A 14414-nucleotide genomic window follows, 5' to 3' on the forward strand; every position below is an offset into this window, starting at 1 on the left:
GCAGCTCGCCCGACCCGGGCGCGACCGCCCGTGGCTGCTCGCGGTGGGTGGCGGCGTAGCGGTCCTCGGCGGTCGCCTCGGCCTCGCTGTGCGCGGCCGCGGTGGCCGGCGCGCCGAGCAGCGCCAGGCCGAGCGCCAGCGGGATCAGCCGCGGCACGAGCCCTGGACCGCCGCTCACGCGAGCACCTCGCGGGCGGCGCGCTTGCCGGCGCGGACCGCGCCGTCCATGAACCCGGCCCAGTAGTCCGAGGTCTCGGTGCCCGCCCAGTGGACGTCGCGATGCGGCTGGCGCAGCCAGCGGCCGAAGCCGCTCAGGGTGCCCGGCGCGGGCAGCGCGACCGGTCCGCCGGCCGACCACGGCTCGCGGCCCCAGTCCTTGTCGAAGTAGGCCTTCGGCTTCAGCGCCTGGGGGCCGACGTAGGTCGCGAACTGCTGCAGGACCGCGGCGCGCCGGTCGGCCGGCCGCATCCCGCTGAACCGCCGCCAGCTGTCGCCGCCGCAGAAGCCGAAGAGCACGCCGGGACCGCCCTGCGGCGGCGTGTTGTCGAACATCGCCTTCATCGGCCCGTCGGTGCCGGCGGCGACCGCCATCCCGCTCAGTCCCTGCTCGCGCCAGAACGGCTTGTCGTAGACGGCCTCGCACTTCATCAGCACGCCCATCGGCGAGCGCTGCAGCAGGATCCGGTGCTCGGGCGGCAGCCCGGGCTGGAAGTCGATCGCGGCGGCGAGCGGCGGCGGGACGGCGATGATCGCCTTCTTCGCCTGCCAGCTGCCCTGGTCGGAGAGGACGGTGATCGTGCCGCCGGCCTGGGTGATCCGCCGGACCGGCGCGTTCAGCACGACCCGGCCGCTGCCGAGCTGGTTGGCCATCGCCAGCGAGACCAGCTGGCTGCCGCCGAGGATCCGCGAGTCCTGGGCGCCGCCCTTGCTGCCGAGCATCCGCTCGACGGTGCCGATGTTGTTCTCGTCGCCGGCGCCGGCCACGAAGCGGGCGAACAGCAGCAGGGTGACCTCGCGGTTGCCGGCCCCGAAGCTCGGCTCGATCAGGCACTCCGCCAGCTGGTGGACGCGCTCGCTGACCAGCGGCCCGCGCGAGCGCAGGAACGAGGCGACGGTGTCGCTCTCCCAGTCGGCGGCCCTGGGCGCGTCCCAGGGCGAGTTCGGGTTCAGCGAGTGGCCGATGTCGTCGATCGTCGTCAGCAGGTCGTTGAGCCCCAGCAGCGAGCCGACCTCGGGCGGGATGTCGCCGGTGTAGCGCTGGACGCGGCCGTCGGCGATGTACGAGTTGTCGCCCGCGGTGTACGCCTCGTAGATCCCGATCTTCAGCTCCTTGCAGAGCGCGATGATGTGGTTCTGCGTCGGCCCGACGTACTCGCCGCCGGCCTCGACCGGGCGGCCGGGGGCGACGTCGTGGTTGAGCGTCCGCCCGCCGACCCGGTCGCGGGCCTCGAGCACGACGACCGACTTGCCCGCCGCGGCCACCCTGCGGGCGGCGGTCAGGCCGGAGATCCCCCCGCCGACGACCACGACGTCGACCTTGCGGACCGTCGGCGGCTTCGGCTTGCGCTTGTGCTTCCTGCGCTTGGCCGCATCGGCGTCCTGGGCGGCGACGCCGGCAGCGAGGGCACCGGCGGCGGCACCGGCACCGGCACCGACCAGGCGGCGACGGGTGAGTGGGTGATCGGTCGTCATGGGTCTCCTCGGGGGGGGTGTCAGCCGGTGGCGTGCGTCGCTGGGCGCACGTCGAATGCAGGGGTCTGGTCGGCGTCCGCGGCCGGTGCGGTGGCGATGTAGGCGCGGAGCATCGCGATCGTCTCCTCGAGCGTCGCCGGATCGCCGTCCGGATCGATCCGGAACGCCTCGCGCAGGAGCGCGTCGCAGGCGAGCACCCCGATCCAGCACTTGCGCGCGAGCGCCTCGCTGTCGGTGGCGTGCCCCTGGGCGACGAGGACGCGCCGCGCCGCCTCGGCGATGATCCGCTTGTTCTGGCGGTCGGCCTTCTCGAGCTCGGGCGTCAGGTGGCTGCCGAGCCACAGCGCGCGGTAGCCGGGCTGGGCCCGCCAGCGGCTGGCGAACGCCCACACGACGTTGGCCGTCGGGTCGTCCCAGTGCTCGCTGAGGGCGACGGCGACCAGCTCCTCCACGAGCCCGTCGAACTCCGCCAGGTAGCGGGTCGCGAGCGCGTCGATGATCGCCTCGCGGTCGGGCACGTACTGGTAGAGCGACCCGACCGAGATCCCGGCCTCGCGTGCGATCCGGGTCGTCGTCAGGGCCTCGAGGCCCTCGCTGGCCAGCAGCCGGTCGGCGGCGTCGAGCGCTCGCTGCAGCCGCTCGCGGCTGCGCTCCTGCTGCGGCTCGCGGCGGAGGCGAGCGATCGGCGGCTGGTCGGGAGGCGGGGTCGGCACGGCGGGCCGTCGGACGTCGCCGACGGTGGTTTCAGGGGTGAAATCTGAAGACGGTTTCACCATAGACCGAATTCTGCGTACAGTCCACTCCGAGATATCCAACCGTCCCCCCTCCCCGTTCGCCCACCGGGCGGGTGCCGGCCGTGCTCGCCGCTGAGCGCGAGCGGGTGGCCGCCGCCGCCCGCGACCTGGCAGCGACCGGCCTCGTCCGCGGCACCAGCGGCAACGTCAGCCTGCGCGCCGGCGACCACGTCGCCGTGACGCCGACCGGCGGCCAGCTGGCGCTGCTGCGCGCCGAGCAGATCGCGGTCGTCGACCTCGCGGGGCGCCACGTCCACGGGCCGCTGCAGGCGACGTCGGAGCTGGACCTGCACCTGTCCGCCTACCGCCGCCACGGCTGCGGAGCGGTCGTCCACAGCCACGCCACGGCGGCGACCGCGGTCGGCACCGTGCTCGACCTCGAGCTGCCGCTGATCCACTACGAGATGCTGCTGCTCGGCGGCCCGGTGCGGGTCGCGCCGTTCGCGCCCTTCGGGACCCCGGAGCTGGCGGAGCTGGTCGCGGACGCCCTCGCCGACGGCCGCCAGGCCGCGCTGCTGGCCAACCACGGCGCCGTCACCGTCGGCCACGACCTCGACGCGGCGGTCGCCCACACGCACTTGCTGGAGTGGCTCTGCGAGGTCTACCTGCGGGCGGCGCCGGCCGCTGGCGCCGGCGGCCCGCGGACCCTCGACGCCGCCCAGCAGCAGGCGGTGATCGACGCCGCCGTCGCCCGCCGCTACGGCCAGACCCACGCCGCCGACGACCAAGCGGCTGACCCCGGAGCCCCGCAGTGACCGAGATGCGCGCCCTGACCCTCGGCGTCCACGTCCTCGACGTGCTGGCCCGGCCCGTCGAGGGGATCCCCGACGGCCAGGGATCGCAGCTGCTCGACGAGATCCGGGCCGCCCCGGCGGGGACCGCGGGCGGAACCGCGGTGACGCTGGCCAAGCTCGGCGCCGCGGTCCGCACCGCGGGCGCGATCGGCGACGACGCGCTCGGCGGGCTGCTCGTCGAGCTGCTCGCCGAGCACGGCGTCGACACCGGCCTGCTGCTGCGCCGCAAGGGCGTCCAGACCTCGGCCAGCGTGCTGCCGATCCGCCCCAACGGCGATCGTCCCGCCCTGCACGTGATCGGCGCCAACGGCACCTACGGCCTGGCCGACGCCCCGCGCGAGGCGATCGCGCAGGCCACGCACCTGCACCTCGGCGGGCCCGAGTTCCTCGGCGGCGAGGCGGCCGGCGAGCTGCTGGCGCTGGCCCACGAGCACGGCGCCGTGACCTCGGCCGACGTGCTGGCCGACGGCAACCCCGGCCTGCTCGAGTGGATCGCCCCGGCCTTCCCGCAGCTGGACCACCTGCTGCCCAACGACGCCCAGGTCGCCGGCTTCACCGAGGAGGACGACCTGATCGCCGGCTGCCGGGCGCTGGTCGCGCGCGGGGTCGGGACCGTGGCGGCGACCCGCGGCGGCGACGGCGCCGTGGTCGTGACCGCCGAGCAGGTGATCGAGGTCCCCGCCTTCGCGATCGACGTCGTCGACACCTCGGGCTGCGGCGACGCGTTCTCGGCGGGGTACCTGCGCGGCCTCTCGCTCGGCCGCGACCTGCGGGCGTGCGCGGTCCTCGGCAGCGCGACCGCGGCGCTGGTCGCCCAGGGCCTCGGCAGCGACCACGGCGCCTTCGACCTGGCGGCGGCGGACGCCTTCGCGGCCACGACGCCGACCCGCTGAGCCGGTCGCGGGCGGCCGGCTCGCCGCCCGGCGCGGCCCGCGCCTCCGACCCGCGGCCACCGGACATGATGTCCAGTCACGCTGTGTGACTAGAATCCCCGGCAGCGCCCGCCGCTGCCGACGGTGAGGACGCGACACCGCCCGGATGTCGGGACGTCGCCACCCACCACTCGGCCGGGGAAGCGCAATTCGTACCATGGAAGTCGGAGGTCGACGGGCGCACCGCCCCGAACCGGCCTTCCGCCGCTCACCCGATCCGCCGAGGCTCCGTGTCCGATCAGCCCGAGACCCCCGCCCGCCCGCTCAAGGTCGCCATCGTCGGCGCCGGCCCGGCCGGGTTCTACGCCGCCGGCCAGCTGCTGGCCGCCAAGGGCGTGGCCGCCGAGGTCGACCTCTTCGACAAGCTGCCGACGCCGTACGGCCTGGTCCGCTTCGGCGTCGCCCCGGACCACCCGAAGATCAAGTCGGTGACCCGGGTCTACGAGAAGATCGCCCAGAAGCCGGGCTTCCGCTTCTTCGGCAACGTCGAGGTCGGCAAGGACATCACCCACGCCGAGCTGCTGGAGCGCCACCACGCGGTGCTCTACGCGACCGGCGCCTCGCACGACCGGCGGCTCGGGATCCCCGGCGAGGACCTCCCCGGTTCGCACCCCGCGACCGAGTTCGTCGCCTGGTACAACGGCCACCCCGAGGCCCGCGACCTGGAGTTCGACCTCTCCGCCAAGCGCGCGGTCGTGATCGGCAACGGCAACGTCGCGGTCGACGTCGCCCGGATGCTCGGCCTCGACGCCGGCGAGCTGCGCGAGACCGACACCGCCGACCACGCGATCGAGGCGCTGATCGCGTCCGAGGTCGAGGAGATCGTGATGCTCGGCCGCCGCGGCCTGGCCCAGGCCGCGTTCACCAACCCCGAGCTGCGCGAGCTCGGCGAGATGGCCGACTGCGACATCGTCGTCGACCCCGCCGAGGTCGCGCTCGACGAGCACTCGGCCCGCTGGCTGGAGCGCGACGACGCCGACGTCCGCGAGAAGCGCAACGTCGAGATCGCCACCGAGTACTCGACCCGCACGCCCGAGGGCAAGAAGCGGCGGATCGTCCTGCGCTTCCTCGCCTCCCCCGTGCGGATCCTCGGCGAGGACCGGGTCGAGGGGATCGAGATCGTCAGGAACGAGCTGGTCGCCGACGACGACGGCTGGCTCTCGGCCCGCCCGACCGAGGAGACCGAGGTCATCGAGTGCGGCCTCGTCCTGCGCTCGATCGGCTACCGCGGCACCAAGCTCCACGACGTCCCGTTCGACGACCAGCGGGCCACGATCCGCAACGTCGGCGGCCGCGTGATCGACGAGAACGACGACGAGCAGGTCCCCGGCGTCTACACGGCCGGCTGGATCAAGCGCGGCCCGTCCGGGATCATCGGCACCAACAAGAAGTGCGCCCAGGGGACCGTCGACGCGCTGCTGGAGGATCTCGAGAGCGGCCAGCTGCCCGAGCCGACCGTGACCGAGGACGACCTCCCGGAGCTGGTCGCCGAGCGCAAGCCCGACCACGTCGACTGGTCCGCCTGGTCGCGGATCGACGCCCACGAGCAGGCCCTCGGCGAGCCCCAGGGCCGCCCGCGGGTCAAGCTGACCCGGATCTCGGAGATGGTCGACGTCGCGACCGCCGCCGGCGCGGTCGGCGAGCGCACCTGAGGGGAGCGGGACCGCATCGCGCGCCGCCCGCTCGCCGCTGCCCGCCGGGTGCTGCGGGGCGACCGGGCGCGCGGCGCCGATCGCCTGCTGCGGCGCGCCGTCAGCGTGCTGGCCGTGCTGCTGGCGACGGTGGCGGCCGGCGCCGGCGCGCTGGCCGGCTACGACCGCACGGTGCGGCTGTCGGTCGGCGACGTGCGGCTGTCGGTCGACCCCGGTCACCGCGGCGCGCTCGACCTCTTCGTGCCGCTCGTCGACTGGGGCGTCCGCTACGACGCGATCCGGCTGCCGGCGCGGCTGCGGATCGACCTGCGGACCGTCGATCGCCAGGCCGCCCAGCGCGTCGCCGAGGGCGGGAGGATCGACGCCCACGCCGTCCGGTCCGAGGCCCGCGACGCGATCGCCGGCTACCTGCGCGCGCTGATCGCGATCGCCGTGCTGGCCGCCGCGGCCGGCGGGCTGCTGGTCGCGCTCGCCGTCCGCTCCCGCAACGGCCCGCGCCTGCGCTGGACCGCCGCTACGGCGGTCGCCGCGGCGGCCCTGGGCGGGGTCCTGCTGGTCGTGCTGCTGCCGCCGCGCGGCCAGCTCGACCGACCGCAGTACTACGCCTTCGGGCCGGACATCCCGCGGGCGCTGGCGGCGCTCGAGGACGCCCAGCGCTCGTCGGGCGTGCTCGACCAGGAGCTGGACGCGCAGCTGGTCGGGCTGGCGCGGCTGGTGACCGATCCCGCGGCGCGGCGGCCGCTGACCGACGCGCCGCTGGTCACGATCGCCTCGGACCTGCACAACAACGTGCTGGCGCTGCCGATCCTGAGCCGCGTCGCCGCCGGCGGGCCGGTGCTGTTCCCCGGCGACCTGACCGATCGCGGCTCGCCGCTCGAGGCCCGGCTGCTGGAGCGGGTGGTCCACGCGGGGCGGCCGTTGGTGTTCGTGACCGGCAACCACGACTCCGACAGCCTCGCCCGCTCGCTGGCCCGGCGCGGCGCGATCGTGCTCGGCCGCGACGGCCAGCTCGGCGGCGACGGGCGACCGCTACGGCCGCGGCGGCTGGTCGCGCGGGTGGCCGGGCTGCGGGTGGCCGGCTACGGCGACCCGTTCGTGCGCCTGCGCTCCCAGGGCTACCGCGACCGCTACGTCGACGCCGGGCCGACGATCGCCGATCAGGAGGCGTTCGCCACCTGGCTGCGGCCGCTGATCGGCGGCGTCGACATCGTGATGGTCCACGAGCCGGCGCTGCTCGGCGTGGCCCTGCGCGACCTCCGCGACCATCCGCCGCGGCGGCCGCTGGTCTTCGTCGTCGGCCACACCCACCGGGCCGAGCTGACCCGCCAGGGCGGCGTGACGGTGGTCAACGGCGGCAGCGTCGGCGCCGGCGGGACCGGCAACCTGGCCGGCGACCCGACCGCGATCGGGATCGCCCGCCTGCTCTACCGGACCACCGGCGACCGCTTCCAGCCGCTGGCCGTCGACCTGGTCTCGGTCGATCCCGGCAGCGGCTCCTCGACCGCGCGTCGCGAGCGGCTCGACGTGCCCGCGGCGGGCGCGCGCAAGGGCCCGGCGGGCGCGAGGGGCCGGACCGCGACCACGGCGGGGCCGGCGCCGCCGGGGCGGTGACGGGCCGGTCGCCCCTTCCGGAGCCCGCGGCGAGCCAGTAGCGTCGTTGCGCATGGGCACTCCTGGATCCGGCTCGGCCCGCAACCCGATCGGCGGTCCGACCACGGCCGACTCGCCCGAGGCGACCGTGGTCCGGGCCTTCCTCGCGTCGCTCGAGCTGCTCGACGTCGATCGCGCCACCGGCCTGGTGGCCCCGGACCTCGTCTACGAGAACGTCTCGCTGCCGACGATCCACGGCCGCCGCGGCCTCCAGCGCGCGCTGACGACCTTCACCCGGGTGGCCACCGGCTTCGAGGCCCACACCCACCGCCTGGCCGCCAACGGCCCGGTGGTCCTGACCGAGCGCACCGACGTGATCGAGGTCGGCCGTCTGCGCGTGTCGTTCTGGGTCTGCGGCACGTTCGAGGTCCACCACGGCCAGATCACCCTCTGGCGCGACCACTTCGACTGGCTGAACGTGACCGGGGCGGCGCTCCGCGGCGTGCTCGGGGCGGTCCTCCCCGGGCTGCGGGCCGGCGCCCCCGAGGGCCGCTGACCGCCGCGGGACGAGCGCGCGGCCCGGACGACGCCGGGCCGCGCGTGCTGCGAGGCGCGCCGCCCGCCGTGCGGCGGGCGGCTGTGGGATCAGGGGATCAGTGGGCCATCGCCGGCTCGACGGCCGGGTCGATCGCGGGGGCGCCGCCGCGGAGCAGGGTCCCGGTCACGATCGCGCCGACGAGGAAGATCCCCGCCGACCACCAGAAGGCCGTCGTGTAGCCGTGGACGGCGGCCTCGGCCATCACCTGCGGGGTGCGGGCACGGCCCTCGGCGAAGCTCGTCGTCGCGCTCGCCGCCAGCGTGCTGAGCAGCGCCGTGCCGACCGAGCCGCCGACCTGCTGGGCGGTGTTGACCATCGCCGAGGCCACGCCGGCGTCGGAGCGGTCGACGCCGAGGGTCGCGGTCGCCATCGCCGGGGCGAAGATCAGGCCCATCCCGACGCCCATCACCAGCAGCCCGGGCAGGACGTGCGCGGCGTAGGAGCTGTCGGTCCCGAGGCCGGTGAAGTAGATCATCCCGGCGGCGCCGAGCAGCATCCCGGTCGGGACCAGCGGGCGGGCGCCGGTACGCGGGAAGACCTTGGTGCTGACGGTCGTCGCCGTGACCATGATCGCCGCGCTGATCGGCAGGAACGCCAGGCCGGTCTCGATCGGCGAGAAGCCCAGCGTCTGCTGCAGGTAGTAGGTGAGGAACAGGAAGACGCCGAACATCGCCACGCTCGCCAGGCCGAAGGCCAGGTACGACGCGCCGCGCGAGCGATCCAGGACCACGCGCATCGGCAGCAGCGGGTGCTTGCTGCGCAGCTCGATCAGGACGAAGCCGGCGAGCAGCGCGACGCCGGCGGCCAGGAAGGCGATCGTGCCGCCGTTGCCCCAGCCGTCGGTCTCGGCGTGCGAGAACCCGTAGACGAGCGAGAACAGGCCGGCCGACGCCGCCACGGTGCCGGGGATGTCCAGGCGCGGGCGCTCCGCGGGGGTCTGCTCGTGCAGCAGCCGGAAGGCGGCGATCGCGGCCGGCACGGCGAAGAGCAGGTTCACGTAGAGGCTCCAGCGCCACGACAGCCACTCGGTCAGCACGCCGCCGAGCAGCATGCCGATCGCGGCGCCGGATCCGGCGATCGCGCCGAAGACGCCGAACGCCTTGCCGCGCTCGTCGGGGTCGGTGAAGGTCGTCGACAGCAGGCCGAGGGCCGCGGGCGCGAGCAGCGCGCCGAAGAGGCCCTGGGCGGCGCGAGCGGCGACGAGCACGCCGAAGCTGCCGGCGGCGCCGCCGACGGCCGAGGCCAGCGCGAAGCCGAGCAGGCCGACGATGAAGATCCGCTTGCGGCCGATCAGGTCGCCGAGGCGGCCGCCGAGCAGCAGCAGGCTGCCGAACGCCAGCGCGTAGGCGGTGACGACCCACTGGCGCGAGTCGTCGGAGAAGCCCAGGTCGTGCTGGGCGGAGGGCAGGGCGATGTTCACGATCGTCGCGTCGAGGACGACCATCAGCTGGGCGATCCCGATGACGGCGAGGATCAGCCAGCGCCGCGCGTGGTGCGGATCTTGGGTGGCAGGCATGTTGGTGCTCCGGGAGGACTGGTGTCGAGGTGCTCGCGTGCGGCGTCTGTGGCGCCGCGCACATAAGTGGAGGACGTTCCTCAACTTTTCTTTCGGCACCGTAGCACACAAATGGAGAGCCTTCCTCCGTTTTGTATGATCCGGTCATGACCGACCTCGGCGATCCCGCCACCGAGCCGCCCGCGACCGCGGGTGCGCCAGCCGAGCGGCCCCTGCGCGCGGACGCCGAGCGCAACCGCCGGCGGATCCTCCAGGCGGCCCGCGAGGTCTTCACCGAGCAGGGGCTCGGCGTGACGATGGACGACATCGCCAAGCACGCCGGCGTCGGCGTCGGGACCGTCTACCGCCGCTTCCCGGAGAAGGGCGAGCTGATCGACGCGCTCTTCGAGGAGCGGGTCTCGGAGATCGTCGCGCTCGCCGAGGAGGGACTGACGATCGAGGATCCGTGGGAGGGCTTCGTGCACTTCCTGCGCGGCCAGCTCGAGCTGCAGGCCGCCGACCGGGGGCTCAAGGAGCTGCTGATCAGCCACGGCCACGGCAGCAACCGCGTGACCGCGGCGCGGTCGAGGATCGCCCCGATCGCGATCCAGCTCTTCACCCGCGCGCAGCAGGCGGGCGTGATCCGCGCGGACGTCGCCCCGACCGACGTGCCGATGATCGGCATGACGCTCGGCAGCCTCGTCGACTACACCCGCGAGTCGCACCCCGACGCGTGGCGCCGGCTGCTGGCGATCGTGCTCGACGGCCTGCGCGTCCAGCCGGAGGTCGGCACGCCGCTTCCGGCCGAGCCGCTGACCTTCGAGCAACTCGACCAGTCGATGGCCTGCTGGAAGTCCGGCCGGCGCTGAGTCGCGCCGACCGGACCCGCAGCCGGCTAGAGCGCCGCGATCGCCGCGTTCAGCGTGGCGCTCGGCCGCATCGCCGCGTCCGCCTTGGCGCGGTCGACGAAGTAGTAGCCGCCGAGGTCGACCGGCTGGCCCTGGACCCCGTTCAGCTCGGCCACGATCTGCTCCTCGGCCGCGGCCAGCGTCTCGGCCAGCGGCGCGAAGCGGGCGGCCAGGGCCGGGTCCTCGGTCTGCGCCGCCAGCTCCTGCGCCCAGTAGAGCGCCAGGTAGAAGTGGCTGCCGCGGTTGTCGATCGTGCCCAGCTTGCGGCCCGGCGAGCGATCCTGGTCGAGGAACGTCGCGGTCGCGCGGTCGAGCGCGTCGGCGAGCACCTTCGCCCCCGGCCGGCCCGCCTGCTCGGCGTACTTCTCGAGCGCCGGCACCAGGGCGAAGAACTCGCCGAGGCTGTCCCAGCGCAGGTAGCCCTCCTGGACCAGCTGCTGAACGTGCTTGGGCGCCGACCCGCCGGCGCCGGTCTCGAACAGGCCGCCGCCGGCGATCAGCGGGACGATCGAGAGCATCTTGGCGCTCGTGCCGACCTCGAGGATCGGGAAGAGGTCGGTGTTGTAGTCGCGCAGGACGTTGCCGGTGACCGAGATCGTGTTCAGGCCCTGGCGCAGCCGCTCCAGCGAGAGCGCGGTGGCGTCGGCCGGGGCGAGGATCCGGATGTCGAGGCCGTCGGTGTCGTGGTCGCCCAGGTAGGCCTCGACCTTCGCGATCAGCTCGGTGTCGTGCGCGCGGGCGCGGTCGAGCCAGAAGATCGCCGGGTCGCCGCTCGCACGGGCGCGGGTGACGGCCAGCTTGACCCAGTCGCGGATCGGCACGTCCTTGGTCTGCGTGCCGCGCCAGATGTCGCCGGCGGCGACCTCGTGCTCGAGCAGCGTCTCGCCAGCGGCGTTCACGACCCGGACCGTGCCCGCGGCGGGGATCTCGAAGGTCTTGTCGTGGCTGCCGTACTCCTGCGCGGCCTGGGCCATCAGGCCGACGTTCGGAACGGTGCCGATCGTGGCCGGGTCGAGCGGGCCGTTGGCCTTGACGTCCTCGACGACCGTCTCGTAGACGCCCGCGTAGGAGGAGTCGGGGATCACGATCAGCGTGTCGTCCTCCTCGCCCTGCGGACCCCAGAGGCGGCCGCCGTTGCGGATCAGGGCAGGCAGCGAGGCGTCGACGATCACGTCGCTGGGGACGTGGAGGTTCGTGATCCCCTTGTCGGAGTTGACGTAGGAGAGCCGCGGGCCGTCGGCGATCGCCTGCTCGAAGGCGGCCTTGATCTCGGCGCCGTTGGGCAGCGCGTCGAGGCCGGGCAGGATCGTGCCGAGGCCGTCGTTGGCCGACAGGCCGGCCGCCGCGAGGTCGTCCCCGTAGCGCGCGAAGACGTCGGCGAAGAACGCCTTGACCGCGTGGCCGAAGATGATCGGGTCGGAGACCTTCATCATCGTCGCCTTCAGGTGGATCGACCAGAGCACGCCCTCGGCCTTGGCCGCGGCGACGGTCTCTTTCAGGAACGCCTGCAGCGCCGCGACCTCGAGCACCGTGCCGTCGACGATCTCGCCGGCGAGCACCGGCAGCGACGGCTTCAGGACCTGCGTCTCGCCGTCGGCGGTGACGAGCTCGATCCGCAGCGTGTCGTCGGCGGCGAGCACGACCGACTTCTCGTTGTGGCGGAAGTCGTGGTCGCCGAGGCTGGTGACCACGGTCTTCGACCCATCGGCGAACGGCTTGTTCACGTGCGGGTGCTTCTTCGCGTAGGCCTTGACGGACGCGGGGGCGCGGCGGTCGGAGTTGCCCTGGCGGAGGACCGGGTTGACGGCGCTGCCCTTGACCGCGTCGTAGGCGGCGCGGGCGGCCTTCTGCTCGTCGGTCTGCGGGTCCTCGGGGTAGTCCGGGACCGCGTAGCCGTCGTCCTGCAGCTCCTTGATCGCGGCCTTCAGCTGCGGGATCGACGCGCTGACGTTCGGCAGCTTGATGATGTTCGCGTCCGGCGTCTTGGCCAGCTCGCCGAGCTCGGCGAGGGCGTCGGGGACGCGCTGCTGCTCGCTCAGGCGGTCGGGGAACTGGGCGAGGATCCGCCCGGCCAGCGAGATGTCCCGCGTCTCGACGTCGACGCCGGCCGCCCCGGCGAACGCCTCGACGATCGGCAGGAACGAGTGCGTCGCGAGTGCGGGCGCCTCGTCGGTGTAGGTGTAGATGACCTTCATGTGGCTGTCGGCCTGCTTCGCTTCGTGGTAGGAGCGACCGGCCCGGCCAGCCGCGTTCCGGCGAGCAGGGTCCGATGCGCGAGCGACACGCTATCTGCTGCGGTCCGCCGGTCGCGGTGCACGCGGCGGGAGCGCCCGTCGAGCGGCGATCTCTTTGGGGTGCACTCGCGGGCCGCTCCCCGATGTAGGGGATGCGCCGAGCGGGGAGCCTGGGTGCATGAGAAGCCTGCTCCTGCTCGCGTCGCTCGTCGGCGCCGCGGCCGTCGCCCAGCCGGCCGCGGCCGCGACCTTCGCCAACCGCCCAGTCACCTTCAAGGTCTCCGGATCCCAGAAGACGACCTGGAAGGCCGTCCCGGTCGCCGACCCGGGCTGCCAGAACAAGCTCGGCGGCGAGCGCGGCAGCGGCACCGAGACGATCTCGTTCTCGCACGCCCGCGCGCTCAAGGGCACGATCGTCGGCTCCGGCAGCAGCTGGGGCCTGTGGGTCCGCGACAAGCGCGGCCGCCAGACCTCGACCCTGCCGATCTCGGGCACGATCGATCGCCAGGGCGGCGGCGTCACCGTCGTCTGCGGCGAGGACCGGCCGGACACCAGCGGCGGCTGCGTCGGCCGGCGCACCTTCGACGCCCAGGCATCGGTCCAGTTCCTGACCGGCCGCCGGACGACCTTCAGCGACGACACCGTGCTGGGCACGTCGCAGCTCTACCCCGACTGCCGCTGGGTCTGGGACGGGATGACCGTGCGGACCGGCAACGTCCTGCTGAACGTCGGCACGGGCAGGTTCGACCCCAAGCGCCTGGCCAGCTCCAAGTCCTCCCTGACCCTCGTCGGCCGCGACGAGGCCCGCTGCGAGGACGAGCCCGACCCGACGCCCGGCGTCACCTGCACCACGGTCACCGACTGGCGCGTGACGCTGTACCCGGCGGGGAAGAAGCGCAGGCGCTGAGCCGAACGAGCCGGCGGGGCGGTCACCGCGTCCCGTCGAGCAGCGAGCGGCGCTGCTCGAACTCCTCCTGATCGAGCTCGCCGCGCGCGAACCGCTGCTGGAGGATCTCGAGCGGCGTGGCGGCGCTGCGCGGGCGCCACGGGCGCCACAGCACGACGGCGACCACCGCGATCAGGACGAGCAGGCCCATGAAGATCGCCATCGCGGTGCCGCGCCCATCCCAGCCGTCGCCGCCCGCGCGGTGCCCCCACATCCGTCCGGGGCCGTAGCTCCCGCCCATCATCGTCCCGCGGGAGCCGTCACCGGAGGCGCCCATCATGCCCACGCCCATCATCCCGATCGCCGCGCCGAGTCCCGCCGGCGCACGGCCGGTGGCGCAGCCGGCGAAGCGCCGGCCCATGTAGACGTGCGCCCGCTGCTCGCCGGCGCTGCCCATCATCGCCCGCATCTGGCGGTTCATCGCCTCGTGCGAGGCCGCGGACCCAAGCATCCGCTCCATCACGTACTCGCCGATCCGGTCGAAGTCGTCGGTCGTCAGCGACGAGCACGTCGCCCTGCCGTCCTGCACGCGGGCGAGCAGCTGCGCGCCCTGCTGCGCCTCGGTGGCCGCGCTCGCACGCGGTGCGACGGCGAGGGCGGCGAGGACGACCACCACCGCGACCCGGATCGCCAGCCGGACGGCCCCGGGGCGCCAGCGACGGTCGCCGACCGCGATCGGCGACCCGGCGGTGGCTGCCATCAGCTGTCGCGTGCCCCTCATCGGACCGACCCTAGGCCCGGCGGCACCGCCCGCCAACCGTACGCGGCGCGGGCCGGGG

The 14414-nt window shown here is 74.3% G+C and carries 12 protein-coding genes; 7 read left to right on the top strand and 5 right to left on the bottom strand.

Annotated elements, in window-relative coordinates; translation table 11 throughout:
* Positions 1 to 174: 174 nt before the first annotated feature.
* Both PAI11_RS19720 and PAI11_RS19725 read right to left on the bottom strand, forming a co-directional pair.
* Positions 175 to 1692, bottom strand: coding sequence for a flavin monoamine oxidase family protein (locus tag PAI11_RS19720; RefSeq protein ID WP_007578142.1), 1518 nt, complete (start codon positions 1690 to 1692; stop codon positions 175 to 177).
* Positions 1693 to 1712: 20 nt separating this feature from the next.
* Positions 1713 to 2405, bottom strand: coding sequence for a TetR/AcrR family transcriptional regulator (locus PAI11_RS19725; protein ID WP_007578143.1), 693 nt, complete (start codon positions 2403 to 2405; stop codon positions 1713 to 1715).
* Positions 2406 to 2548: 143 nt separating this feature from the next.
* Here PAI11_RS19725 and PAI11_RS19730 point away from each other — a divergent pair, with 143 nt between their 5' ends.
* From PAI11_RS19730 to PAI11_RS19750, 5 genes are all read left to right on the top strand, one after another.
* Positions 2549 to 3241, top strand: coding sequence for a class II aldolase/adducin family protein (locus tag PAI11_RS19730; protein WP_040601110.1), 693 nt, complete (start codon positions 2549 to 2551; stop codon positions 3239 to 3241).
* 5 nt (positions 3242 to 3246) lie between these two features.
* The gene (locus PAI11_RS19735; RefSeq protein ID WP_040601111.1) at positions 3247 to 4173 is read left to right on the top strand and encodes a carbohydrate kinase family protein; all 927 of its coding nucleotides are present in this window, start codon (positions 3247 to 3249) and stop codon (positions 4171 to 4173) included.
* A gap of 269 nt (positions 4174 to 4442) precedes the next feature.
* A complete protein-coding gene (locus tag PAI11_RS19740; protein WP_007578151.1) occupies positions 4443 to 5864 on the top strand; it encodes an FAD-dependent oxidoreductase in 1422 nt (473 codons plus the stop codon).
* A gap of 48 nt (positions 5865 to 5912) precedes the next feature.
* Positions 5913 to 7475: a metallophosphoesterase family protein gene (locus PAI11_RS19745; RefSeq protein WP_007578154.1), complete on the top strand. Its 1563-nt coding sequence runs from the start codon at positions 5913 to 5915 to the stop codon at positions 7473 to 7475.
* 52 nt (positions 7476 to 7527) lie between these two features.
* Positions 7528 to 8010, top strand: coding sequence for a limonene-1,2-epoxide hydrolase family protein (locus tag PAI11_RS19750; protein ID WP_007578156.1), 483 nt, complete (start codon positions 7528 to 7530; stop codon positions 8008 to 8010).
* 97 nt (positions 8011 to 8107) lie between these two features.
* On the opposite strand, the gene PAI11_RS19755 is transcribed toward PAI11_RS19750, so the two are convergent.
* Entirely contained in the window at positions 8108 to 9568 is a 1461-nt protein-coding gene (locus PAI11_RS19755; RefSeq protein WP_007578157.1) for an MFS transporter, read from the bottom strand.
* A gap of 146 nt (positions 9569 to 9714) precedes the next feature.
* Here PAI11_RS19755 and PAI11_RS19760 point away from each other — a divergent pair, with 146 nt between their 5' ends.
* Positions 9715 to 10416 (top strand): TetR/AcrR family transcriptional regulator, encoded by a 702-nt coding sequence (locus PAI11_RS19760; protein WP_007578159.1) that lies wholly within the window; start codon positions 9715 to 9717, stop codon positions 10414 to 10416.
* Positions 10417 to 10442: 26 nt separating this feature from the next.
* Here the strand turns inward: PAI11_RS19760 and PAI11_RS19765 are convergent, their stop codons facing one another.
* Complete coding sequence (locus PAI11_RS19765; RefSeq protein ID WP_007578161.1) at positions 10443 to 12650, bottom strand: NADP-dependent isocitrate dehydrogenase; 2208 nt, start codon at positions 12648 to 12650, stop codon at positions 10443 to 10445.
* 217 nt (positions 12651 to 12867) lie between these two features.
* On the opposite strand from PAI11_RS19765, the gene PAI11_RS19770 reads away from it, so the two are divergent.
* Positions 12868 to 13596 carry a hypothetical protein gene (locus tag PAI11_RS19770; protein ID WP_007578163.1) on the top strand — a complete coding sequence of 243 codons (729 nt, stop codon included), beginning with the start codon at positions 12868 to 12870 and terminating at the stop codon, positions 13594 to 13596.
* A 22-nt stretch (positions 13597 to 13618) separates the two neighbouring features.
* On the opposite strand, the gene PAI11_RS25960 is transcribed toward PAI11_RS19770, so the two are convergent.
* Entirely contained in the window at positions 13619 to 14356 is a 738-nt protein-coding gene (locus PAI11_RS25960) for an SHOCT domain-containing protein (protein WP_007578165.1), read from the bottom strand.
* Positions 14357 to 14414: the final 58 nt, after the last annotated feature.

The sequence above is a fragment of the Patulibacter medicamentivorans genome (assembly GCF_000240225.1).
GTDB classification, from domain to species: Bacteria; Actinomycetota; Thermoleophilia; order Solirubrobacterales; family Solirubrobacteraceae; genus Patulibacter; species Patulibacter medicamentivorans.